The organism is Frankia sp. R43 (assembly GCF_001306465.1).
GTDB classification, from domain to species: domain Bacteria; phylum Actinomycetota; class Actinomycetes; order Frankiales; family Frankiaceae; genus Parafrankia; species Parafrankia irregularis.
Genome location: NZ_LFCW01000003.1, coordinates 945936 through 970329, shown reverse-complemented (window position 1 = coordinate 970329; position 24394 = coordinate 945936). Strand labels below are relative to the sequence as shown.

Annotated in this window: 21 protein-coding genes and 1 pseudogene; 14 read left to right on the top strand and 8 right to left on the bottom strand. The window is 70.6% G+C overall.

Annotated features, from left to right (window positions below):
• The first annotated feature begins 96 nt into the window (after window positions 1-96).
• The 11 genes and pseudogenes from ACG83_RS17540 (at window position 97) to ACG83_RS17490 (ending at window position 10011) form a co-directional block, all read left to right on the top strand.
• Window positions 97-1419, top strand: coding sequence for a polymorphic toxin-type HINT domain-containing protein (locus ACG83_RS17540; protein WP_054567204.1), 1323 nt, complete (start codon window positions 97-99; stop codon window positions 1417-1419).
• 80 nt (window positions 1420-1499) lie between these two features.
• Entirely contained in the window at window positions 1500-1850 is a 351-nt protein-coding gene (locus ACG83_RS44290) for an SMI1/KNR4 family protein (protein ID WP_152991412.1), read from the top strand.
• Between the two features lie 131 nt (window positions 1851-1981).
• Window positions 1982-2494 (top strand): hypothetical protein, encoded by a 513-nt coding sequence (locus ACG83_RS46750; protein ID WP_235497964.1) that lies wholly within the window; start codon window positions 1982-1984, stop codon window positions 2492-2494.
• Window positions 2495-2759: 265 nt separating this feature from the next.
• On the top strand, window positions 2760-3155 hold the full coding sequence (locus ACG83_RS17525) for a hypothetical protein (RefSeq protein ID WP_152991411.1): 396 nt from the start codon (window positions 2760-2762) through the stop codon (window positions 3153-3155).
• A gap of 138 nt (window positions 3156-3293) precedes the next feature.
• Window positions 3294-3770: pseudogene (locus ACG83_RS17520) on the top strand (transposase); the annotation flags it as partial.
• 580 nt (window positions 3771-4350) lie between these two features.
• On the top strand, window positions 4351-6105 hold the full coding sequence (locus tag ACG83_RS17515) for an ATP-binding protein (protein WP_235497963.1): 1755 nt from the start codon (window positions 4351-4353) through the stop codon (window positions 6103-6105).
• Window positions 6102-6533: a roadblock/LC7 domain-containing protein gene (locus ACG83_RS17510; RefSeq protein WP_054567199.1), complete on the top strand. Its 432-nt coding sequence runs from the start codon at window positions 6102-6104 to the stop codon at window positions 6531-6533. Before ACG83_RS17515 ends, ACG83_RS17510 begins: the two co-directional genes overlap by 4 nt.
• A gap of 3 nt (window positions 6534-6536) precedes the next feature.
• A complete protein-coding gene (locus ACG83_RS17505) occupies window positions 6537-6890 on the top strand; it encodes a DUF742 domain-containing protein (protein ID WP_054567198.1) in 354 nt (117 codons plus the stop codon).
• Window positions 6871-7500 carry an ATP/GTP-binding protein gene (locus ACG83_RS17500; RefSeq protein ID WP_054567197.1) on the top strand — a complete coding sequence of 210 codons (630 nt, stop codon included), beginning with the start codon at window positions 6871-6873 and terminating at the stop codon, window positions 7498-7500. The genes ACG83_RS17505 and ACG83_RS17500 overlap by 20 nt, the downstream gene beginning before the upstream one ends.
• Window positions 7497-8756, top strand: a complete 1260-nt coding sequence (locus ACG83_RS17495; protein WP_054567196.1) for a cytochrome P450 — start codon at window positions 7497-7499, stop codon at window positions 8754-8756. Before ACG83_RS17500 ends, ACG83_RS17495 begins: the two co-directional genes overlap by 4 nt.
• A complete protein-coding gene (locus ACG83_RS17490; RefSeq protein ID WP_054567195.1) occupies window positions 8749-10011 on the top strand; it encodes a cytochrome P450 in 1263 nt (420 codons plus the stop codon). Before ACG83_RS17495 ends, ACG83_RS17490 begins: the two co-directional genes overlap by 8 nt.
• 200 nt (window positions 10012-10211) lie before the next feature.
• Here the strand turns inward: ACG83_RS17490 and ACG83_RS17485 are convergent, their stop codons facing one another.
• The 3 genes from ACG83_RS17485 to ACG83_RS17475 form a co-directional block, all read right to left on the bottom strand.
• Complete coding sequence (locus ACG83_RS17485) at window positions 10212-12320, bottom strand: cytochrome c oxidase assembly protein (RefSeq protein ID WP_054567194.1); 2109 nt, start codon at window positions 12318-12320, stop codon at window positions 10212-10214.
• A 4-nt stretch (window positions 12321-12324) separates the two neighbouring features.
• Window positions 12325-12960 carry a copper resistance CopC family protein gene (locus ACG83_RS17480; protein WP_054567193.1) on the bottom strand — a complete coding sequence of 212 codons (636 nt, stop codon included), beginning with the start codon at window positions 12958-12960 and terminating at the stop codon, window positions 12325-12327.
• A 123-nt stretch (window positions 12961-13083) separates the two neighbouring features.
• Window positions 13084-14901 (bottom strand): bis-aminopropyl spermidine synthase family protein, encoded by a 1818-nt coding sequence (locus tag ACG83_RS17475; RefSeq protein WP_235497962.1) that lies wholly within the window; start codon window positions 14899-14901, stop codon window positions 13084-13086.
• A 154-nt stretch (window positions 14902-15055) separates the two neighbouring features.
• Between ACG83_RS17475 and ACG83_RS17470 the strand changes: the two genes are divergently transcribed.
• A complete protein-coding gene (locus tag ACG83_RS17470) occupies window positions 15056-16528 on the top strand; it encodes an NAD(P)/FAD-dependent oxidoreductase (protein ID WP_063793109.1) in 1473 nt (490 codons plus the stop codon).
• Between the two features lie 28 nt (window positions 16529-16556).
• On the opposite strand, the gene ACG83_RS17465 is transcribed toward ACG83_RS17470, so the two are convergent.
• Window positions 16557-19241, bottom strand: coding sequence for a cation-translocating P-type ATPase (locus ACG83_RS17465; RefSeq protein WP_054567191.1), 2685 nt, complete (start codon window positions 19239-19241; stop codon window positions 16557-16559).
• Between the two features lie 265 nt (window positions 19242-19506).
• Window positions 19507-20268, bottom strand: a complete 762-nt coding sequence (locus ACG83_RS17460) for an SDR family NAD(P)-dependent oxidoreductase (protein WP_054567190.1) — start codon at window positions 20266-20268, stop codon at window positions 19507-19509.
• A 355-nt stretch (window positions 20269-20623) separates the two neighbouring features.
• Between ACG83_RS17460 and ACG83_RS17455 the strand changes: the two genes are divergently transcribed.
• Complete coding sequence (locus tag ACG83_RS17455; RefSeq protein WP_054567189.1) at window positions 20624-21205, top strand: TetR/AcrR family transcriptional regulator; 582 nt, start codon at window positions 20624-20626, stop codon at window positions 21203-21205.
• 22 nt (window positions 21206-21227) lie between these two features.
• Here the strand turns inward: ACG83_RS17455 and ACG83_RS17450 are convergent, their stop codons facing one another.
• Both ACG83_RS17450 and ACG83_RS17445 read right to left on the bottom strand, forming a co-directional pair.
• Window positions 21228-22115 (bottom strand): undecaprenyl-diphosphate phosphatase, encoded by an 888-nt coding sequence (locus ACG83_RS17450; protein ID WP_054567188.1) that lies wholly within the window; start codon window positions 22113-22115, stop codon window positions 21228-21230.
• Window positions 22116-22142: 27 nt separating this feature from the next.
• Window positions 22143-22436 (bottom strand): hypothetical protein, encoded by a 294-nt coding sequence (locus ACG83_RS17445; RefSeq protein ID WP_083473331.1) that lies wholly within the window; start codon window positions 22434-22436, stop codon window positions 22143-22145.
• Between the two features lie 118 nt (window positions 22437-22554).
• On the opposite strand from ACG83_RS17445, the gene ACG83_RS45430 reads away from it, so the two are divergent.
• On the top strand, window positions 22555-23646 hold the full coding sequence (locus ACG83_RS45430; protein WP_054567187.1) for a hypothetical protein: 1092 nt from the start codon (window positions 22555-22557) through the stop codon (window positions 23644-23646).
• Window positions 23647-23952: 306 nt separating this feature from the next.
• Here the strand turns inward: ACG83_RS45430 and ACG83_RS17435 are convergent, their stop codons facing one another.
• Window positions 23953-24321: a hypothetical protein gene (locus ACG83_RS17435; RefSeq protein ID WP_235497961.1), complete on the bottom strand. Its 369-nt coding sequence runs from the start codon at window positions 24319-24321 to the stop codon at window positions 23953-23955.
• Window positions 24322-24394 lie beyond the last annotated feature (73 nt).

Here is a 24394-nt window from a genome sequence, read left to right as displayed (position 1 = left end):
GCTCGAGGTACTGCGCTCGGAGCGGTTCGTCAACGCCTCCCCCGGGCCCGTCACATCAGCCGGTGGCCCCGCCGCCGCCGCCAAGATCAACCTGAAATGGCTCACGCCCCCTTCCTCTCCGCCACCGACCCCACCAACATCCCCGCAGCCAGACCCGCACGCGCCAACAGCAACAGCGGCGGACCCGGCCTCCAAGCCGACCTCGACAACGGCACCACACAGCCGTTCCAGATCCCCCAGTGCAAACCACCCCTACGCTGCATCGGCGACACCCCCAACAACACCAACCAGAACCCGAACCGCCTCAAAGAACTCGGCAAAGAAGCCCTCAAGGAACTCGGCCGAGAACTCCTCGAAAACCAGGGACCGGACAACTGCGCCGACACCGAACCCGGCGGCGAAGGCCTGTACGGGAACTGCCGGCAAGCGACAACCGACGAGCACTGCACGCAGACCGGGAACCCCCACACCGACCGCTACGACCTCGGCGACACCCGCATCTGCCAACACGGCACAGACAGCCTCGCCGACACCCACGCGGACACACACACCACCCGACCACCCGACACCACCAGCTGCGAACCCAACAGCTTCGACCCCGACACCCCCGTCCTCCTCGCCGACGGCACCACCAAAAAAATCTCCGACATCCACGTCGGCGACCAGGTCTTCGCCACCAACCCCGACACCGGCCAAACCGAACCCCGCACCGTCACCCACCTCATCACCGGCACCGGCACCGGCACCGGCACCGGCACCAAACACCTCGTCGACATCACCATCACCACCCCCACCGGCCCCGCCACCCTCACCGCCACCAACCACCACCCCTTCTGGAACCCCGACACCCACCACTGGGAAAACGCCGACCAGCTCACCACCGGCGACCACCTCCAAACACCCACCGGCCAGCCCACCACCATCACCACCACCCACACCTACCAGCGCGTCGACACCGTCTACAACCTCACCATCGCCGACCTCCACACGTACTATGTACTCGCCGGCAACACCCCGATCCTCGTCCACAACAGCAACTGCAATATCATCGCGAGTGGTATTGATAACTCGGCGGCCCTGTCCTCTCACGGCGTGGGAGATGTATTTAGTGGAGTTTACGATCCCGTAGATGGACGTCTCGTGCTGCGGTTGAGCGTAGATGACGATGTAACCCCCCGGGCTCCGGGTTCAGTTATGAGATTCGGAGGGCACGGTCAGATTCTATTGGAAGACTTCGCAGGGTCCCGATCGGCGATCGGATTTACGGTCCACTTCGAACAGGATGGATTTTCCGTCGGATGGAAATCAAGGAGCGTCAACCGGCGCAACTTCGGGGATCCAATGGCCCCGCCGGGATCGCGAACTGAGATACTGGAAGCAATAGAAGCTACGATGGGAAGGCGGACGTGGAGTCGTTGAATCCTGAGGATCGGATTGTCATTGCGGGGCTTCCGCTCCCAGTAGCTCTCGCTGCCGCAATACTGGAAGGAAGATGGAAGGTGCCCGCACTGGCGGCGATGCGGAATGTATTCTACGAGGAGCCTGATCGGCCAAAATTCTACGACTTGAACGGGATTCGTGCGACCTCCGTGGCATGGCAAAGTGGTTACCCGGGAGTTGAGTTTCAAGAGTTCTATCTCGGCGTCGAAAATTCAGAGAAGCCTCCCGGAAATCTAACCCCGCACCAGTCTCTGATTATCGGTGACCTCGGGCCCGATATGCCTTTCGCGCTCGACTACCGGGCCTCCTGTAGTCGACCGGCGGTTGTTGAATTGACAACCTACGACAACTGGCGCTACGTGGCAGACGATATTGATGAGTTTCTTGAAAAACTTGGACTCGCATCGTAATTATTAGGATCTCTCCATTCGGTTTTGCTTGAAAGGTGGCAGAGGTTTTCGCATGAAGGCCTGTAAAGTTATCGGCTCTGCTGTCTGTAAGTCGGTGGTGACCGTGTATTAGTCGAGCAGGATACGGTGGTGTGATTCCAGTCGAGAGCAAGATCCGGACTGTATCATCGGTGCTCGCCGGCGAGGTGATGGTCATGGAGGCCGCGCAGCGGAACCTGGTGCCGGATACATCGGTGTTGAAGGGGAAGCAGGCGTTTCTGGAGCCCGGGAATCAGGGCCTGGCCGCCGGCGGCCTCGGGCGGGCGTCGTCGCGGGAGGAGACGCTCGCCGCCGAGGTCGAGGAACTCAAGACCGCGCTCGGTGAGGCGCACATCGAGATCCGGGTGTGGAAGAAGTCCGTAGCGCCGGCTGGGCCCTACGCGGACATCGAGGTGATCAGGCTCGACGCCGGGATGTCGACCGCGAGGTTCTGCCGGCTGCCCGACATCCCGCGCTGTTCCTACGCCCTTTTCCAGGCCCGGCAACGTGTGGGGGCGCCGGCGGGGAAGAGCCCGTGGCCGGCACTGTCGTGGACCCCTTGGAGTCGGCCGCAGCGAAGTACGCCGCGGACTGGCCGGCGTTGGGACACCGGAAGATCCACGTGATGATGGCCGTCGGCGACCATCTGGCGTCGGCGTCATCGGTCGAGCGGGCGTTACGCCGCCGTGGGCTGTTCCAACCGGTCGACTTAAGGCTAGGAAAGGCCCGGTGACTCGTTGCGATCTTGAGAATGAGGGGCGACGCCTTGCGCAGCGGCCCTCCGAGGATCCGATCAGCCTTCTTGGCTTGCTGGTAGTTAGGCCCGTAGTGGATGCCGACGCATATTCGGGCCGTCTCCGGAGTCTGATTGCTGCGGCCATCGAGATCTGCATGGCTGCTGACTTTGAGCACGACGACGTCTCGGAGGATGGGCTCCCATCCTGGTTCTTGAATCTGTCGGACGGCAGTGAGGATGAGGCATATGGCGACGCTGTCGGAAGCGCTGGGAAGAGTCGATACCTAGAGGTAAGGGATGACCGTGCCTGGGATGCTGGGGAGTGGATCTATTGCTTCGATCCCGATCTCAGGAAATGGTCATGGTGGGATATTACCGTTGTCGATGACGGGGTCGTCTGCGTCTGGGTTGACACCAAGGGTGAGGCGCACATTCCGTGTGAAGAACTATGGTGGGCGGTCTTCGTTGCTGGGGCTCAGGAGGTTCAAACGATGACGTTGGAGACCTCCAGCATCTGGAGTCAACAGGACAGTGTTGGCCTCCGGAAATAGCGCCGTTCTCTAAAGCATGAGGCCCCACTGGAACTGCTTCCAGTGGGGCCTCCGGGGCGTCCGGGTAGAGCCTTCCCCCCACTCGCCAGACGTTCATCTCGCCCACACAGGCCTCCTCGGAGGGCTATGAGGGTAGGCATCCCGAAACTGCGGACCGATTCATTTTTCCCGGCGCTGCCGGAACCCCGCCGGCGGATCGACATAGCGTTGCACGCGGTGGCGATGGAGGCCTATGTGCGCGGGGTGTCGACCCCTGAAGTCGACGACCTCGTCGCCGCGTTGGGTGTGGACACGCGGGTCTCGGAGTCGGAGGTGTCACGGATCTGCGCCGCTCTGGACCGGGAGGCAGACGCCTGGCGGTCCCGGCGGCCGGAGCACGTCGGGTTCCCGTACGTCTACCTGGACGCCACCTACTGCAAGGTCCGCCTCGACGGCGGAGTGTTTCCCAGGCGGTCGTAATGGCCACCCGCGTGTCCGCGGACGGCCGCCGGGAGGTCCTCGGTGTGCAGGTTGGGGACAGTGAGGGCGAAGCGTTCTGGACCGAGTTCCTGCGGCGGTCTACGCGACCGTGGCCTGGCCGTCGGTCCGAGCGGTGTGCGGCTGGTCCCGAGCGAACAGGCGCTGCGGCGATGTAGGAGTAGACGTACCTTTCCCGCCGCGTTCCAGGCCGACTCAACCGGGTCAGGGATCCGGTCCGCGGCAAGCTGGTCCGCGTGGCCGAGCGGGCATCGGAGCCGGGCCAGACCGCGGCGAATGGGCCGCCGGTGGACGCGGTGTCGGCATTGCGGTGCGCGCACGAGTGGCTCGTCACCGAGCCGCCGCACGACAACGAGATCACCGTCATGGCAGACCGCCTCCCCGTCGGCCCACGGCCACGCCCCCAGCATGATCTCGACGGTGTGGTGACGACGCCGCTGAGCGGCCGAGCAGACAGCGCCCGAGGAACTGCGCCGCAGCCCACGGGCACACACGCTGGTATCGGCGCTTCTGGACGCGAGCCGGCTGGTCCCGGTCTCCTCCGTTGTCAGCCGCTCGGCTACGATTCGGCGCAGCCTTGTACGACATACCACCCTGAGTGACTACAAAAAGTAAACATTCGGCCGATGGTTCGTGGGCCAGCCCGTGGCGGGCCCAGCTGTTCTGACGGGCCCCCTCCGCCGGTCGCTGTCCCGTACTCGACTGACATCAGGTGATCATGACTGACCCCTCATCGCCAGCTTCGCGTCATGCGACGATGTCCGGGCGGTACCTCGCCGGGCTGGCGAACCGTCTCGCCGACCGTCACCGGAAGGAGACGGCGGTCGTCGCCGTCGCCCGCGGCCACGCCGATCAGCTTCGTGCGCAGCTGGCACAGCGGGACACCCAGTTAGCGGAGTGCCAGCTGCAGCTTGGGCGCCTCCAGGAGCGGATCGGGGGACTGACCGCCGACCTCGCGCAGCGGGATCAGCGAGTCGCCGAGCAGGCTGAGATCATCGGTCAGCTGGAGAAGCGGCTGGAGGTCGCCGAGCAGGCGTTGGGGTTCATCTCCCACGAGGCGCTACCGGCGTTGATCGAGGGCACGTATGCGCCCGCGTTGCCGGCGGCCCTCGGCGGCGATGCCAACATCGTGGCCCGCTACGACGGCATCGCCGGCCAGATCGTCGAGCTGCGCGACGCGCTGCGACAGGCACAGGAGGCGCTGCGGATCGGTGAGCGACGGATCGCCGCCTGGGAGGAGGGTGTGCGATTCGTCATAGACCACCAGCTTCCCGCCCTGACCACCGGTGATCTGGTTCCCGCACTGCCGGATACCGCCGGTGACGAGGCGATCGTCGGAGTGCTGGACCGGATCGGCGTGGCCGTCGCGAAGCTGGTGGAGCAGGCCCACGATCGTTTCCGGGACCGCGAGGAGGCCCTGCGGACCGCGACGGTCGGGCTCGCGCGCAACGTGCAGGCCGTGTCCCACCGGGTGCAGGAAGAAGCCACAGCCATGGTGCTGGCGCATCCGACGACACCGGATGTGCTCGAGAGCGGCTACCGCGTGGATCATGCGGCCGCGCAGCAGGCCCGTTACGCGCAGAACCTCGCGGTGCTGTGCGGCGAATCGCCGGGCCAGCAGTGGCAGGAGCCAGTGGCCGTAGCCGACATCGTGACCGCGGCTGCCTCACGGATCATCGCCTATCAGCGGGTGCACGCGTCCGGCGGCCCGGACACCGCGGTTGTCGCTCACGTCGCCGAACCGCTCATCAGCGTCATCGCCGAGCTGTTGGCCAACGCGGCGCAGTCCTCGCCGTCGACGACCGAGGTGCTGGTCGCAATCCGGTCGGTGCAGCGCGGAGTGGTCTACGAGATCGACGACTGTGGCGTGGGCATGGAGGAGTTCCGCCTGAACCGAGCGCGGGAGATCGCCTCGGGACGCCTGCCAGTGCGGGTGGCGGATCTCGGCCAGACGCCGCAGACCGGCCTGGCGGTGGTCGGCGAGTACGTGCGCCGCCACGGGCTGCGGGTCGATCTCAGCGAGTCGGTCTACGGCGGCGTCCGGGCGGTGGTCTTCGTGCCCGACGAGCTGACCGAGCTGTTGACCCCCGCCACACGCCTTACCCGCGGCCACCACCGGGCCGGCTCTGCGGCCGTTGGCACACCCCCGGCACCCGGCGGCGTCTCCCTGCCGGACCCGGCCTCGGTCCCCCCTGGCGACCCGGCCTCGGCCGCGGGGGAAGATCGCCCGTCGAAACCGGTGCTCCCGCGACGCCGATCGCCCCGCCATGCCGCGCTCACCGAGAAGGTCCCGCCGCCCGTCACGCCATCCGCGAGCCCGCCCGCACCGCCGCCGTCAGCCGACGAAGCCGGATCGTTCCTCGCGGCGATTCTGAGCGTCTCGCCGGACGCCGCTTCCGGTGGTGACGTCGCTGACCCGGGCGACTCCACCCCGCCCTCGCCCCCGCTCGCTCCCGCAGAGGACACGGAATGACCCCCGATGCCACCGGTACTCTCCACACCGACCACTGGCGTGGGATCGACGCCAACCGCTGGATGGTGGAGGAAATCGAGACGACGCAGGGCGTACGGCACGCGTTCGTGTTCACCGCCGATGGCTTTGTGACCGCCGTCTCCAGCACCCTGGACCGCGACGGCGCCGAGAAGCTCGCCGCCGCGTGCTCGGCCATGGCGTCCCTGGGCAGGGCGGTTGCCGGAGACCACGGTGAGGGCGGCATTCCCAGCCACGTGGTGTACGAGCTCAACGGCGCCAAGCTGATGTTCCGCGGCGCCGGCGAACGCACCTACCTGGGCGTGATCACCGAGGCCGTGATCGACCCGGCGCTCGTCGCCCACCAGATGACCACGACGGTACGCAAGATCGGCGAGAAGTCGTTGAGCTCCGCCGAGCGCCCGCACTAAGCCGTGGTCGACCCCACGGACTACCTCGGCCCGGTTCGACCGTATGTGCTGACCGGTGGCCAGGCGCGCCCCAGCCGCAACACGGTCCGGCCGGAGACCCTGCTGGTGGCGAACACGGACGCCAGCCTGCCGCCCTCGGCCACGCGTCAGCATCGGTCACTGGTGCAGCTGTGCCGGGGAATGCTGTCGCTGGCCGAGGCCGCCGCCCATCTGAGAATCCCGGTGAGCGTCGCGGCGGTCATGGTCTCGGACCTGGTCGACAGCGGCCATCTCGCCGTGCGCACGGTGGGAGCCGATCCGGACGCCCCGAACCACGAGCTTCTCGAAAGGGTCCTGCATGGTCTCCGTAGCCTCTGATCACCGCAGGGCTGATCGTGACGAGGCGGACCGGTATGTCTCGCCGACGGTGCGCCAGTCGGTCAAGATTCTCGTCTCGGGCCCGTTCGGCGTCGGCAAGACCTCGTTGATCGACTCGGTGAGCGAGATCGTGCCGCTGCACACCGAAGAACAGATGACCCGGCAAAGCCTGGGGGTCGACTCGCTGGCGGGGGTCGAGCGCAAGACGTCGACGACGGTCGCCCTGGATTTCGGTCGGATCACCATCGGGGACGACATCGTGCTGTATCTCTATGGCACTCCCGGGCAACGACGATTCTGGGACCACTGGGCAGGGCTGGCCGAGGGCGCGATCGGCGCCCTGGTCCTGGTCGACACGCGCAGGCTGGAGGAGAGCTTCGAGGTTTTCGACCAGATGGAACTGAGTGACACGCCCTTCGCCGTGGCCGTGAACGTGTTCCCCGATACGCCGGATATCCCGCTGGACGAGGTCGTCGCCGCGCTGGACCTGCCCACCGATACGCCGATGACGTCCTGCCGGGCTCTGGACCGGCAGTCCTCGATCCAGGCGCTGATCACTCTGGTCGAGCACGCGACGGTGTCCTCCCGGCTGACGGGGGCGCATCGATGATTTCCACCCGCCATTCCCTGTCGGACTTCACGGGTCTGACTCCGCTGTCGGAGACCACCACCTGCGCCGACCCACAGGCCGCCTACCGGGTGCTGCGGGAGCGGTGGGGGCAGGTCGCACCGGTGGAGCTCGAACCCGGTGTACCGGCCTGGCTGGTCATGGGCTATTCCGAGATTCTTCACGTGGTGCGCAACGAGCGCCTGTTCGCCCGCAATCCCTCGCACTGGCGGCTGCTGTCCGACGGTGTCGTGCGCCCGGACTCCGGACTGGGACCGATGATGTTCCCGCGGGACAACGCCTACTTCGCGGACGGAGCACGGCATCGCCGGCTGCGGGCCCCACTCGACGAGGGCATCGCGGGCATGGACCAGCACGCCCTCCGGCGCTCGCTGCAGGCGACCTGCCGAGAGCTGATCCACGGGTTCGCGAAACGCGGCGAGGCCGACCTGGTCACCGAGTACGCGTCGGTCATTCCCATGCTGGCGGTCTCCAGCCTGTTCGGAATCTCCACCGAGCACGGCCATCAGCTGCGGGCCGGCCTGATCGCCCTGTTCGGCAGCGGCGAGGACTCGCAGGAGGGCAACCGCACCTTCGAACGCATCCTCACCGAGGTCATGCAGTCGCACGCGGCCAGCCCGGCCGAGGACCTCACCACCGCCTTCCTGGCGCACCCGAACCTGCACGACAGCGACGAGGTCGTGCAGTCCATCGTTCTGATGATCTCGGCCGGCTACGAGACGACGACCTCGTGGATCGCGCAGACCATCCGGCTGATGCTCACCGACCCCCGGTTCGCCGGGCGCCTGCACGGCGGCCGTCTGGGCGTGGATGACGCGCTCGACGAGGTGCTGTTCCGCGACCCGCCCATGGCCAACATGCCCGCCCGGTACGCGCTCGCCGACACCGAGCTCGCCGGGCAGCCCGTCCGTGCGGGCGATGCCCTGATCCTCGGCCTGGGCGCGGCCAACGCCGACGCGCGCATGCACACCGACGACCCCTGGCTGGAGACCGGCAACCGTTCGCACCTGGCGTTCTCCGCCGGCCCGCACACCTGCCCGGCCCTGGACCCCAGCCGTCTGATCACCCGCACAGCCGTCACGACCGTCCTGACAGAACTGCACGACCTCACCCTGGCCATCCTGCCGGATGAGATCGAGCTGTTGCCCTCGCCGTGGACCCGCTGCCCGGCAAGCCTTCCAGTGCGTTTCGCCGCATCCGACGTGCCCATCGTTGAGCAGGAGGTCTCGCATGGCTGACTCGACCGCCATCCCGCTGGTTCCCCTGGACCCCTTCGGCGCCGATCACCACGGCGAACAACGCCGGCTGCGGGAGGCGGGTCCGGTGGTGCAGGCCGAGCTGCCCGGCGGCATCCGCGTGTGGGTGGTCACCGACCACGCTCTGCTCGCCGACCTGGTGGCGGACGAGCGGGTGAGCAAGAACTGGCGGAACTGGAGCGCCATCCAGGACGGGACGATCACCGACGACTGGCCGCTGGTCGGCATGATCAAGGTGACCAACATGGTGACCAGCGACGGCATCACGCACTCCCGCCTGCGCCGACCGGTGACCCGGGTGTTCACGCGCGGCCGGGTGGAACAGCTCCGTCCCCGCCTCAACCAGATCGTCGCCGAGCTGCTGGACGAGCTCCCCTCCCATGCCGGCCCCGACGGATCGGTGGATCTGCGGTCGCATTACGCCTACCCGGTGCCGATGCAGGTGATCTGCGAGCTGCTGGGCGTCCCGCGGGAGTGGCGCGCCGAGCTCCGCCGGCTCGTCGACAGCATCTTCCGCACGGACACCAGCAGCGAGGAGGCCGTGGCCACCGAGCGGCAGCGCCTGGCCCTGCTCGCCGAGCTGGTGCGGCTGCGTCGCGACGAGCCCGGTGAGGACCTCACCAGCGCGTTGATCAAGCTGCGTGAGGAGGATGAGGAGGCGCTGACCACCGAGGAGCTCGTCGACACCATCTGGTTGCTGCTCACCGCCGGCCACGAGACCACGCTGAGCCTCATCACCAACGGCGTACGCGCCTTGCTCACGCATCCGGACCAGAAGGCCATCGCCGTCGCCGGTGACGCCGCGACCTGGTCCAGTGTGGTCGAGGAGGTGCTGCGCTGGGACGCGCCGATCGGGAACTTCCCCGCCCGCTACCCGCTCGAGGATGTCACGATCGCGGGCGTCACGATCGCGAAGGGCGACGCGATTCTCGCCGCGTACAGCGGTGTCGGGCGGGACCCCCGCCAGTACGGCGCCGACGCCGACCAGTTCGACGTCACCCGCGCCCCCCAGCGGCATCTGTCCTTCGGCGGCGGACCGCACCTGTGCCTGGGCGCGCACCTGGCGCGGCTGGAGGCAGGCGTCGCCCTGCCCGCTCTGTTCGCCCGGTACCCGGACCTGCGCCTGGCGGCCGACCCCGCGACCCTGCCGCCGGTTCCGTCATTCTTCTCCAACAGCGCCGCTGTGCTGCCGGTCCAGCTCGGTCAGGCCGCCGTGGCCCCGCCCTTCGTTCCCTGAGAGACGCTCGGGGGACCAGACTCGCAACTGCCCGACGGGACCGCCCGCCTGGTCGACGCACTCATCGAGTGGACGGGCGGTTCCCTCGGCGACGACATCGCGCTCGTCGCCATGGAACGCCTGGATTCGAGACGCGGGGCGAGCACCAGCTGATTCGTTGCCTCACGGGGAGGTACGTGGCCGGCGCCGCTGCGGCCGGGCTACGACGACTGGCCCTCGGTGGAGGTCGGCGTGTCGCCCTGCCGTTGCTGCGGTGGGGCCGTGGTGGCGGTGGCGGCCGGGGCGGGTTTCACCCCGTTGAGGCGTGCCAGGTAGGCGTTGTAGGCGTCGAGCTGCTCGTCGACCCCCAGCGTGTCGACCCGCCGCTCGCGGTTGCGGGCGCGGCGCTCGTCGGTGCGCGCCCACTGCACCGCGAGCACGAGCATCACGATCAGGGTCGGGACCTCGCCGAACGACCACGCGATGCCACCGGCGGTGCCCTGGTCGCCCAGCGGGCTGTCACCCCACGGCCGGACGAGGACGTCGTACCAGCCGCTGCCCAGCACCGTCGTCGTGCTCATCATCGTCAGCCCGAGGAAGGCGTGGAACGGGATGACCGCGACCAGCATGAGCACCCGCCCCGGATGCGGTGGGCGTTTCGGCAGCGGGTCGACGCCGATCAGCACCTCGAAGAAGTAGAAGCCCGTCATGAGGAAATGGGCGTTCATGAAGAGGTGGCCGAGGTGGTTGTTCATCAGGTCACCGAGCAGCGAGCTCAGGTAGATCACGTAAAGGCTGCCGGCGAAGTTCGCCGTGACGAACAGCGGGTGGGTCAGGATCCGGGCCGGCCACGAATGCAGGGCGGCGACCAGCCATTCCCGCGGCCCGCTGCGGTAGGGCGCGGGTGCGGTCCGCAGCGCCCGCAGCGCGAGGGTGATCGGCGCGCCGAGAACCAGCGGTATCGGCGCCAGCATGGTGAGGATCATGTGCTGGGCCATGTGCACGCTGAGCAGCACCGGCCCGTAGCGCCCAAGGCCGCCGGACGTCACCACGACGACCAGCAGGAGCCCACCGAGGAACCCGATGGTGCGCCCGACCGGCCACCGGTCGCCCCGGCGCGCCAGCCGGATCACGCCGGCGATGTAGAGCCCGGCGGCGAGCACGCACAGCCCGATGAACACCCAGTCGGGACGCCAGTCGGCCAGCAGCCGCCACGGGGTCGGCGCCGGCGGCATCGGGTAGCCCAGCAGTGCCTCGGTGGCGTCCTTCGGCACCGCCGCGTCGTTGACCGGGGTCGACGTCCGGGAGAGGGCTGCGGCCAGGCCGAACGTCGCCGCGAGGACGCAGCTCTCGATCAGCGCGAGCCGGCGGAACAGCTGACGCCGGGCCAGCTGTCCGCCCTCGGCGGTGGCTTCGCTCCCACCCTCGGCGGTGGCTTCGCTGTCGGCGTCGGCGGTGGTCGCGGTCGCGATGATCCGGCGGCGGGTCAGGCCGCCGAGGGCCACCGCGGCCAGCAGACCAGCGGCCTTGCCGAGGACCATCAGGCCGTACCGGTCGTCGAACAGCGGGCCGAAGCCGCCGAGACGGATCGCGGCGCTGGCGATCCCGCCGACGGCGGTGAACGCGGCGGCGCCGGCGGCGACCCGGGAGTAGCGGCGCAGGGCGGCGGTGAACGGGGCGTCCGCCACCGCTCGCATGGTCAGCAGCGCCAGCAGGCCGCCCAGCCAGACGACCGCCGCCAGGATGTGCACGCCGAGCGCGACGACGGCCAGCGCGTGCTGCGACGACCCGGCGGCGTGACCGGTGAAGACCGGCGGGAGCAGCGCGACGCCGGCCAGCGCCAGCAGCCAGCCGGCGGCCACCGTCGACATCAGTGTCGGCGCGATCAGCACGATGACCAGCGCGCCCGCGGCCACGCCGACCAGGGCCTTGCCCTGCGACGTCGCGCTCACGAACGAGCGCAGCGCGGACGGGTCGAGGACGTCGCCGGCCGGGCGGGCGGAGATGTCGGAGGCGGTGAAGACGAGCTCCGCCAGCGTCGCGGCCAGCCAGACCGCGGCGGCGAGGGCGGCGGCGCGGGCGTGCCCGCGGGCGGCGGCGCCGAGCCGGCCGTCCCTGGACGGAATGAGAACCGCCGCGGCCAGCAGCCAGCCGACCACGCCGACCGAGGCGATCTCCCCCACGACCCGGGAGAGCGGCAGGCCCCAGTGGGTGAGCGTGCCGGCGTCCGGCAGACCGGGCAGGGTCGCCACGGTGGGATTGGTGGCGACCGTCACCAGGACCGCGATCAGTGCAAGCAGGGCGCCCAGGGCGAGCAGCGGAGCGGTCATCGGGCTACTCCCGCTTCCGTCGCCGGAACACCACGTACGCGCCGCCCAGGGCGACCAGTGCGGCGATGAGGAGGCCGATGATCCACCAGTCCTCGCCCTCCTTCGGGGGAGCCGGTTGCGCCGGCGGTGTCGTGGCGGCGGCCCCCGCGGCCACCGACGTCGACACAGGTGCGGACGCGGAGGCCGATGCGCTCGTGGCCGGCCCTGCGGTCGCCGTCGCGGTCGTGCTCGCGGCCGGGCCCGCGGCGGTGGCCGTGAAGGAGAACTCGCCGGTGATCGGGTGACCGTCGGCGGAGACCACGCGCCACGTTACGTGGTATTCGCCAGGTGTGGCGCCGCGCAGCGGCACCGTCAGGGTTGTCTCGATGACCTGCGGCGGGCCGGTCTGCAGGGTCCGGCCGTCGCTGCCGGTCACCACGACCGTCGCGTAGTCCGTCCAGACGGGTTCGTTGAAGACGAGGGAGATCCGGTCGGGCGGCGCGTTGACGGTGGAGCCGTCGCCTGGCTCCGTGCGCAGCACCGTCGAGTGCGCCCACGCGGCGCGAGGCGCCGCGAGCAGGGCTGCGAGGACCAGCAGGAGCAGCGCGGTCAGTGCCGCGGGTGCCGGGCGGGAAGCCGGGGCGAACGATCCTCGTTGCACCGGGCAGAGTCTACGTTCTACCAGCGGTAGAAGGACGGACGGTACGACCGCCGGGTGCCCGCGCCGCCGGCGACCCGTCGGGCCCGGCCGGCCCCGACGGCCCCGGCCGGCCCCGACGAGCCCTCAGCCCACACCGAACCCGGCCGGTGCGGCCCGCAGCGCGCTCAGCAGGCGTTCCAGCCGCCCCCGCGGCGTCTCCACCAGGGTCAACGTCAGGACGTCCTGCTCGGCCTCGCCCACCAGGGCGCGGACGACGGCCCGGGCCTCGTTCTTCGACAGTGCTCGCCCGTCCCGCGCCGCGACGCGGATGACACCTTCACGCAGGACGTTCCCGATCCGGCCGTGGGCACGTTCCAGCAACCACCGGGCGAGGAGATCGGCGCTGGCGGCCCCCTCTGGGTCGATCAACGCCGCCTCGACGGTCACGTGCCGCGCACCGCCCGACGAGGGCGACGACGACGGCGGGAAGCTCAGCCGGTATTTCGCGGCCAGCAGATCCGCGAGCTGGGCGCGGGCGGCCGGGGTGGAGACGTCGGGATGGTCCGCCGGCACCAGGAACCGAGCATGCGCCCCGGTCACGGCCAGCAGCCCACGCAGGAGCAACGGCCCGGGATCCGCGGTGAGGTCGACCTCGAAGGCCGCATCGGCATCGAGATCGCGCAGATAGTCCGAACCGGCGAAAAGCACCCGTAGCCCCAGCCGGCGGGCTCCCGGCGGCCCGGCCGTCTCGCCGATCACCGTGGCCGGCCTGGATGCACTCGAAGGCGGCGAAGCGGGTGCAGCAGGTGACGCGGGTGATGCGGACGGCGCGGAGGCCCGGGTCGCCGTGGAGCCGCCGTCTCCAGCGGCCCGGTCCGCGCCGGCGGCGCTTTCCACCGACTGGCGGCCGTGGGTGTAGATGCGGGTCCCGAAACCTTCGGACACCCGGTCGAGGACCTTCCAGGTCCGGCTGGTCGGCGCGCACACGTACAGGTCACTCGCGCTGCCCACCGCCTGCGCCCCGTGGTAGCGGTTGAAGGCCGGGAGAATTGTCTCGAAAACAACGCCGAGCTGCTGCGCGGACTGCTGGACCTGAAATCCCAGCATCGGATGGAGGCGGCTGTGCCCGTAGGCGACGACCACCACGCCGTTCACCTTGTCCCGCAGGCCCGAAAGGCCGCGCCCCAGAAACAGCCCGACACCATCCGGCGTGTACGGAGGGTCGGTGAAGACGAGATCCGCCCATTCCCGTGCCGCGGGCGGGAGCATGAATCGCAGGTCACCGAAAAGGGTACGGATCGGGAGGCCTTCCGAACGGGCTGTCGCGTCGATGTACGCAAGGGTCCGTTCGTCGAGGTCGACCACGGTGATGTCGGCCCGCGGGCAGACCCGGGCCAGCGCGACCGAGGTCAGATCATGGTCGCCGACGAACAGCACCCGCCGACCGGCGAGATCGTAGGTGGAGCACAGCCAGCTCGCGCGGCGGGCCAGGGTCGGCGCCGTGGCGGCGACATGGTCGAGGTCACGGCGCGGAGCGGGCGCCCCCTCGATCAGCGCGGCCAGCGCCCGCACCCGCGCGGCGGACTCGGGATCCGCGGCGGGGCCGACCCCGTCGGTGGCGTCGAGGCCTTCGGCGGGGCCGAGGCCCGCGGCCCGCGCGGTGCCGGCCAGTTGGTCGTCGGCTGGCACGGCCAGCTCGCCCAGCCCGAAGAATTCTCGGTACCGGGCGGTGAGCTCCGGTCGGATGCGCAGCCCTTCGGGACTTTCTTCGAGGTCGCCCCCAATACTGCGCAGAAGGTCCTCCACAGCCCTTCGCGGGGTCGCCGTCAGGGCGATGAGCGCCTCGATCGGCTGGCTGCCCCGGGTCAACAGCGAGAGAATTTCGCGGAGCGGTCGCGAACGCACACCGAAGCCGCCGACAAAGGCCGCGACAGCATCCACCGTGGACTTTTCGCCGGTCATGTCGACAGTCATATCATTCGAGGGGGCAACCGTGGTCAGGTCGGTCCCGGGCACGCGGGAGGTCCCGACGTCCGCCGCCGTTCGGACATCCGCCACCGTTCGGACATCCACTGCCCCGACGCCCACCTGGCCGGTGGCCCGCGGGCGGGAGCAGGTGGCCAGGCCCCGGGTGGTCGTGCTCGGCGGCGGCTTCGCCGGGCTGCGCCTGCTGCGCCGGCTCGAGGCGCTGTTGCCCGCCGACCGGGCCGAGCTGATCGTGGTCTCCCCGGTGGATCACCTGCTGTACACCTCGCTGGTACCTCAGGTCTGTGCCAGCACGGTCGAGCCCCGTCATCTCGCCGTGTCGCTGCCCGCCGTGCTGCGGCGGACCCTGCTGTGCCTCGGTGACGCGGTCGCGGCGGATCTGGCGGCGCCGGCCGATGCGCAGGCCTCGGCTGACCTGGCAGCCCCGGCTGGCGGCATCGCCGCCCCGGCTGGCCTCACAGCCCCGGCCGCGATGGCAGCCCCGGCTGCGACAGCGGCCAGCGTCGGCCGGCGGACGGTGACCGTGCGTGCCGCCGACGGGTCGACCCGGGCGATCGCCTGGGACCGGCTGGTCATCGCCGCCGGTTCGGTGACGGCGACACCGGACGTTCCGGGACTCGCCGAGCATGCCCTGGGCCTGAAGAACCTCGACGAGGCCGTGGCGCTGCGTGACCACGTGTTGTCCCGGCTGGAGCTCGCCGACGCCACCGACGACCCGCGCCGGCGCGGCGCGCTGTGCACGTTCGTCGTGGTCGGCGGCGGCTACACCGGCACGGAGCTGGCCGCGCAGATGGCGGCGTTCACCCGGCGGGCCGCGGCGGCCTACCGACGCCTGCGGCCGGCGGACGTCCGCTGGCTGCTGGTGGACCACTCCCCCCACCTGTTGCACGATCTCGCCCCGGCGCTCGGTCGGCGCGCGGCACGGGTGCTGTCCCGGCGCGGGATCGAGCTGCGTCTGGGCACGTCGGCCGTGCGGATCGGCCCGGACTCGGTCACCCTCGCCGAGGGCGGGTCCGGCGTCCGCCGGCACACCCGGGTCGCGACCCACACCGTCGTATGGTGCGCCGGTGTGTGCGCCAGCCCGCTCGCCGCGGCGCTCGGCCTGCCGACCGTGCACGGCCGGATCGTGACCGACGAGTTCTTCCGGGTGCCGTCGGTCGAGGATGTCTTCGCTCTCGGTGACATCGCCGCGGTGCCGGACTCGGCCCGCGGCGGTGCGCCCGCCGGTCAGACCGCCCAGCACGCCGTCCGCCAGGGCGCGGCGGCGGCCCGCAACGTCGCGGCGTCGCTCGGCGTCGGGTCGCCGCGCCCCTACCGACATCGTGACCTGGGCTTCGTCGTGGATCTCGGTGGCCGTGACGCGGTGGCGAACCCTTTCGGTGTCACGCTGAGCGGGCCACCCGCGGCCCTGCTGACCCGCGGCTACCACCTGGCGTCACTCCCGGCGACCGCGAACCGGCTGCGGGTGGCGACCGACTGGCTGCTCAACGCCGCCTTCGGCCAGGAGATCACCCACTACGTTCCGTCCGGCACGCAGCAGGAGACGATCGCCACTGCCGAACACACCGGGATCTACCGCACGCCGACCGACACCGAGCCCTAGCCTCTGCCACTGCGCCGTCGGTACGCCGTCAGCGCGCCGCGCCCTGGCGTGCGGCGGGCCTGCGGCCGGCGGCCTCGCCAGCGGTGGCGCGGTCGAGACGGCGGCGGATGAAGATCCAGGCGATCTCCAGGAGCAGCCCGGCCCCGGCGGCGATCGCCACCCCCGTCCACGGCCCGGTGGTGCCCACCAGCGACAGCTGGAAGAACTCCTGGCCGAACGGCACCACCAGTACCAGCGCGAACGCCCCCGCCATCACGGCGACCAGCAGGATCCGCCACCACGTGTACGGACGAGCCACGATCGCCAGCGCCCACAGCGCCACCAGGAACAGCGTCAGGGTCGCCATGGACGTCTCGGCGTCCAGATCGTCGTAGATCGAACGGCCGACGAAGTAGGAGATCAGGGTCGCCGTCCCGGCGATGATGCCGGCCGGCAGCGCGAACGACAGGACCCGGCCGACGAAGTCCGGGCGGGCCCGTTCCGCGTTCGGGGCCAGGGCCAGAAAGAAGGCAGGAATGCCGATCGTCAGGGAGCCCAGCAGCGTCAGATGCCGGGGCAGGAACGGATACGGCACCTGGGTGATCACGACGACGATCGCGAGCAGCACCGAGTAGACCGTCTTGGTCAGGAAGAGGTTCGCGACCCGCTCGATGTTGCCGATGACCCGCCGCCCCTCCCCCACGACCGAGGGCAGGGTGGCGAAGCTGTTGTTCAGCAGGACGATCTGCGCGACCGCCCGGGTCGCCTGGCTGCCGGAGCCCATCGACACGCCGATGTCGGCGTCCTTGAGCGCCAGCACGTCGTTGACGCCGTCACCGGTCATCGCGACGGCATGCCCCCGGGACTGCAGGGCGGCGACCATCTCCCGCTTCTGGTTCGGGCTGACCCGACCGAAGATCGAATGGGTTTCCAGGACGTCCGCCAGGGCGTCGCGGTCCTCGGGAAGGGTCCGGGCGTCCACGGGGTCGTCCGCGCCGGGCAGGCCGAGCGTGCGGGCGACGGCGCCGACGGACAGCGCGTTGTCCCCGGAGATGACCTTCGCGGCGACACCCTGCTCGGCGAAGTAGCGCAGCGTGTCCGACGCCTCGGGGCGCAGCCGCTGCGCGATGACGACCAGCGCCACCGGCGTGGTGCGGTCGGGAACGCCGCCCGGATCGTCGGCCGCCGCGGCGAGGTCGTCGCCGAACCGGGCCAGCAGCAGCACCCGCAGGCCCCGCGCGCCGAACTCGTCGACCTCGGAGAGCGCCGGGTGGCCGGCGGGCAGCAGGACGTCCGGTGCGCCGATGAGCCAGGCGGTCACCGCGCCGGTGGGGTCGGCGATCGCCGCACCGCTCCACTTGCGTGCCGAGGAGAACGGCACGTCGCCGCGGACGGTCCAGCCGTCCTGGGCGGGGTAGGAGTCGATGATGGCCTGCATGCTCGGGTTGGGCCGTCTGTCCGCGGCACCGAGCGCGCCGAGCACGGCGCCGACCGTCGCACGCGTCACCGCTGCGCCCGTGGCCGGCGCATCCGACGTCGTTCCCTCCGAGGCCGGCGCATCCGTGGTCGGCGCATCCGTGGTCGGCGCATCCGGCGCGGTCTCGTCCGAGGGCGACGCCTCCGGTGGGGCCGCGTCCGAGGGCGACGCCTCCGAGGGCGTCGGGCCGGGGTCGACGAGGCGCAGCTCGGCGACGTCCATCGCCGCCTCGGTGAGGGTCCCGGTCTTGTCGAGGCAGACGACGTCGACCCGGGCCAGCCCCTCGATCGCCGGGAGCTCCTGAACGAGGCACTGCCGGCGCCCGAGCCGCACCACGCCGACCGCGAACGCGACGGAGGTGAGCAGCACGAGTCCCTCGGGCACCATCGGGACGAGCCCGGCGACCATCCGCCGGATCCCCTCCGCCAGATCGTCGTCGTTCACCGTGATCTGGCTGATGACCAGCGCGATCCCGGTGGGAATGATCATCCAGGTGACGACCCGCAGGATCGTGTTGATGCCGTTGCGGAGCTGGGAGTTGACCAGGGTGAAGCGGCTCGCCTCCTCGGCGAGCTGCGCGGCGTAGGCGGCCCGGCCGACCCGGGTCGCGCGGAACGCACCCGTGCCCGCCACCACGAAGCTGCCGGACATCACCTGGTCAGCGGGCTGCTTGTGGACGGGGTCGGCCTCACCGGTGAGCAGCGACTCGTCGACCTCGAGGCTGCCCGCCTCCAGCACGAGACCGTCCACCGCGATCTTGTCGCCCGGACCGAGCTCGATCACGTCGTCGAGCACGATCTCGGCCGCCGCCAGCTCCGCGGCGACGCCGTCGCGGCGCACGAGCGGCCGTGCCTCCCCGACGACGGCGAGCTGGTCCAGGGTCCGCTTCGCGCGGATCTCCTGGATGACACCGATCAGCGTGTTGGCGATGATCACGCCACCGAACAGCGCGTCCTGGATCGGGCCCACGATCGCGATGAACACGAAGAGCACACCGATGATCGCGTTGATCCGGGTGAGGACGTTCGCCCGGATGATCTCGCCGACCGACCGGCTGGACCGGACCGGAACGTCGTTGACCCGGCCGTCCGCGACCCGCTCCGCGACCTCGGCGGCGTTCAGCCCCCGCGCGGAGAGCTCCGCGGCGCCACCGGCGCCGTCGACGTCACCGCTGGTCGCCCCGTCCGGCTCCTCGGCCCCGTCACCGGCGGCGGTGGGCCCGGTGGAGTCGGGCGACGTGGCCACTGGGCGGTCCATCAGCTACCTCCGGAGGGGACTGGTCGGCGCTCAGGCTAGGCGGGTGCCCCCGCCGACCCCACCGTATTGGACGCCCCACCGACGCCACTCGCCCACTCATCGCGACGAACCCGTTCATCGCGACGATGCCGCCCGACCAGTCGACGCCCGACCGGCCGGCACTCGGCCGGCCCGCCCGCCCAGGAACCGGAGGGCGCATCGCTGGGAGGCATCCGGTCAGATCCAGCCCTCTTCCCAGGCGATGTGCGCGGCCCGGTGGCTCCCATCAGGCCGTGGCGCCGCCGTCGATCACGTGGTCGTGGCCGACGACGTAGCTCGACTCCTCCGAGGCGAGCCACAGCACGGCGTTGGCGATCTCCTGTGGGTCCGCGACCCGGCCGAGCGGCACGGTCGGCGAGAGTCGGGCGTCCCGCTGCTCGCGGTTCTCGCCCGCCAGGTAGGACATCGGGGTGTCGATCGGCCCGGGGCTGATGGAGTTGATGCGCACCCCTCGCCCGATGTACTCCAGCGCGGCGGTACGGGTCAGGAAGCTGACTCCCGCCTTGGACGTCGCGTAGGCGCTCATTCCGGCCAGCCGCCAGTGGGCGCCCAGGTTGGAGGCGGTGTTCACGATGGTGCCGCCGCCGTTGGCTGCCAGGTAGGCGGTCTCGTACTTCATCGCGAGGAAGACACCGGTCAGGTTGACCGCCAGGACCTGGTTCCACACGTCCTCGTCGTGGTCACCGACCGGCGTGCCACCGCCGAGCACGCCGGCGTTGTTGAACGCGACATGCAGGCCACCGTGCCGGGCGACCACCGTGTCCACCATGGCCTTCACGCTTTCGGACCTGGTGACGTCGACGACGACGCCGGAGGCCTTCCCACCGTTGGCCTCGATCAGGCTCACGGTCTCCTTCGCCGAGCCCTCGGTGCGGGCGGCGACGGCCACGGTCGCGCCCTCGCCCGCGAACGACAGCGCGGCCGCCCGGCCCAGGGCTCCGCCGCCGCCGGTGACGAGGACGACCTTGTCGGTGAAACGTGCGCCCATGACGCAACTCCTTCGTCCTGGCGGACCTGGCGGACCTGGCGGGCGATGCCAGCCGGCACCTCAGCAGCAAGGGTCCACATAAGAGAACAGACATTCCACTATTCGGGGTGCGGCAGCACGCTCGAGCTGCATAACCACGCGAGCGCACGGTAACACGATCCGAAACGATCGGTCTAGAACCCATCCACAAGCCCAGGCCGGGCCCGGACAGTGATCAACACCGGCGACGGGAGCGGACACCGCCCACGCGCTGCGGCAGATCGACGCGGCCAGTACCCCGAAAGCCAGACCGGACGCTCTCATCACCCCGGCCACGACCTTTTCTTGACCGCTCGGTCTTGTTAGTCTCGCGTCCATGGGCAGGACGAGGGAATTCGACCCCGACGTGGTGCTCGAGCGCGCGATGGACCTCTTCTGGGCACGGGGATTCGAGGCGACCTCGATGACGGACCTCGTCGAGCATCTCGGGATCGGTCGCGCCAGCCTGTACGCCACGTTCGGTAGCAAGCACGATCTGTACCTGGCCGCCCTGCGGCGCTATCTGCTCCGCAGCGAGGCGGGTTTCGTCACCGCCCTCGCCCAGCCTGGGCCGGCCCTGCCGGCGGTGCGCGCGTTCGTCCGGAGCTGGATCGACGAGGCACTCACCGACCCGGACCGGCGTGGCTGCCTGGTGGTGAACGCCGCCGTCGAACTCGCCCCACGCGAACCCGAGGTCGCCCGTCAGGTGGCGGTCAGCTGGACCGTGGTGGAGACGGCGCTGCTGTCCTCCCTGCTACGAGCCCAGGCGCAGGGCGAGCTCGCCCCGGACAAGGACGCGCATGAGATCGCCAACTTCCTGCTCGTCGTGATGCAGGGCGTCCGTGTCGTCGCGCGGGCAGCGCCGGACGCGGACCGGCTTCGGGCCGCCGCCCGTCTCGCGCTGGCCGCGCTGGACTGAGCCGCACCGGCCCCAACCCCGATCACGCGGCCGGGATGGCCTCGGTCCGTCCGGCGAGCACGAGGGCCAGGAGCAGCAGCCCCAGGCCGACGCGGTACGCGACGAAGGGCGTGAAGTCGTTCCCGCCCACGTACCGCAGGAACCAGGCGATCGCCGCGTACCCGACGAGGAACGCCACCACGCTCGCACCCGCCAGCGGGCCCCAGGCCACGGTGGACGTCGGTTGCCTCGCCTCACGGTAGAGCCGGTGCAGCCCGAACGCCCCCGACACCGCGACCGCGGGGACGGCGAGCAGGAAGGAGAAGCGCGACGCGGCCTCACGCGAGTACCGCAGCACCAGCCCGCCGCCGATGGTCGCGCCGGACCGTGACACTCCGGGAATCAGCGCGGTGGCCTGCGCCAGCCCGATCAGCAGGCCGTCGCGGGCGGACAGCTCCGCCAGGGGCTTGCGATCACCGGGCCGGCGATCCGCCCAGCGGTCCGCGGCGCCGAGCAGCAGGCCGACGCCGGCCAGGGCGCCGGCCATCAGCCGCAGGTCACGCAGCCGGCCCTTCACCACATCCTCGAAGAGGTAGCCGCAGGCTCCGATGGGAACGGTGCCGAACGCGATCAGCCAGGCGAGCCGGGCATCGGCGGCCTGAGCCTCGGTGTCCCGAGCGTCGGCCCCGGTGCTGCCCGCCGACAGGGGCAGCGATCCGAACCAGGCACGACCGAGGCGGGCTATGTCCGAACGCAGGTAGACGATCACCGCCGCCGCCGTGCCGATCTGGGTCACGGCGGTGAAGGCCGCACCGGGGTCGTCCCAGCCGGCCAGCGCCGCCACGACCCGCAGATGCGCGCTCGACGAGACCGGCAGGAACTCGGTGAGTCCCTGGACCAGCCCGAGGATCGTGCCTTCGGTCCAGTTCACCGCGAGGTCCCGTGCATGGACACGACGTTATCGGTGCGCCGTCGCCGTCGCGCGCGTGCGCTGGGCCACGTAGCTTCCCGCGGCGAGCGCGGCCGCGATCGGCCACTCGATCGCCTCGACCGCCGCGAGTGTCCCCAGCCCGATGTAGTACGCCGTCATCTTCGCCGAGGGGATCGGGACGGGCCCGAGGTGGCGCCCGTCGTCCTTCGGCGGCGGTGCCATCTCCAGCCGGGCGGTGACGTAGGGCAGATGCAGCACCACCACCCGCTCGTCGTGATTCGGCCGACGGCTGCGGACGGCGGATCCGATCGCGCCGCCCACCGCGCTCCCGATCGTGTTCGCGGCGGACCCCGTCGCCCCGGACCCCACCGAGGCGACAGAAGCGATCCTGGACGCGACCGACCTCGGGAAGCCGGCCGTCACCGACACGTGACGCGCGGTGCGGGCGGCACCGGCCGACGTCCGCGCCTTCGCGGCGCTCCGGGGGGCGGTCGTGCGCGTCGTCGCCGTGAGGGAGGGCGTGGCACGGGACGTCGTGGCCCGCGCAACCGCGGAGCGTGACGCACCGGCCCGCGGCGTCGTGGCGCGAGTCGTCGCAGTCCGCGCCGGCGCGGTGCGGCTCGACGTCGCCCGGGGTGCCGTCGCTCGGATCGTTGTGGACCGGGACGTTGTGGACCGGGAGGCGGAGCCTCCGGGAGCGGAGGCAGCGGAGGCGGATCGCCGCTTCGCAAGCGCCTCGGTAGCGGCGGATTTCCCTGTCGGGGAGGCAGTCGAGCTACCGGTCGACGCCGTCATGGGCTGGGCCGGGCTCCCACCGACGCGCGCCGCGGGCACCGTCTTCGCGCCACCTGATGTCGCCTTCGCCGGCCCCGAGGGCGCCCCGGTGCCGGTCGTCGCCCCGGGAGCGCTGGTCGCCTTGACCTTGGTCGCCTTGGTCTTGGCGGCGGAGGGCTTGGCGGCGGAGGGCTTGGCAGGCACGGGCTTGCCGGCCGACGCTTTGCCCGACGCCGATTTGGCCGCCGCGGACTTGGTAGCGGCGGGCTTGGCGGTCGACGCCTTGTTGGCGGACGCCTTGGCGGCCGCGGGCTTGGCGGCCGAGGACTTGCTGGCCGACGACTTGGCGGCCGCGGGCTTGGCGGCCGAGGTGGCCCCGGCAGCCGAGGTCTCCCTGGGCACCGTCACCGCCGCGGAAGCGCCGGTCGACTTCGAGGCGGTGACGGGCTTCGAAGCGCTGGCGGGCTTCGAGGTGCTCGGGGGAACCTGCTCGGCGCCGTTGGTCGACCCGGCTGCCCCGGCGGCCTTCCTCGTCTCCGCGCTGGACGTCGCCGCGGACCCGCCGGTCGCAGGTGCGGCCGGAGCCACGGCGGTCGGAGCGGTGAAGGTCGGCATCGGACCGGGCCGGTGCGCGAGGCCGCCCACGGCGCCCGCACCGTTACTGGACGCGCTGGTCTCCGATGAACTGGTCGCCATGGGGCCGTTCCCTCCGTCGTGCGCCATGAAGCAACGAGCCCGAGCAGCTCATTGTCACTGAGCGTATATTACTCGTGACTCCAGGGGCGGGGCGGTAGCCGTCTCGCCGGGCACGCGCAGCCATGCGGCCCAACCGCCACTCCCGGCGACGACCCCGGAACATCAGCGCCCAGATCGGACGCGGCCCCCACGCCTGGCCCGACAAACCGTTCCATCCGCGGATCACGGCGAAAAGAGGAGAGCCGATCCCTTGACGCCGTCGAACACATCAACCGTTTCGACGACAGGAGAAGATTTACGCAGAAATCACGCGGCGCCACCGGATCATCCCTCGGGGGTGACTGGAAGCAGCACGACCTGTCGCCGCCTAGAATGCCCCGACGGCCTCGACGAAACGTAGCCTGCTGATTACGGCATACCCGGCCCGATAAAGCGGGGAAAGGCTGTGGCCGGGTTCACGGAGGTCCTTCTCGGCCGCCTCGGCGTATCGGCGCCCGCCGTAGGTCAGCGCCCTGAACACGATGCGGCCCGCCGCCGGTGCCGGCGCTCGCTCGCCGTCCGCCTCGAAGCTGGTCAGGTGTGCTTCCGTCACCTGCAGGAAGCGGCGGGTGGCGGCGACCACCGTGCCGTGGGCACCGCCCCCGACCGCACCGCCGCCAGCACTCGCGTACAGGCTCGTGGTGCCGTCGGCCAACGAGACGACCGTTACCGTTCCCTCCGCGGCGCCGATTTCCATCAGCGCACCCCACACAATCGTGCCAGCCGTGTGACCGAGCATTCCCTCAACGACCGGATCGAGCGTAAGAACC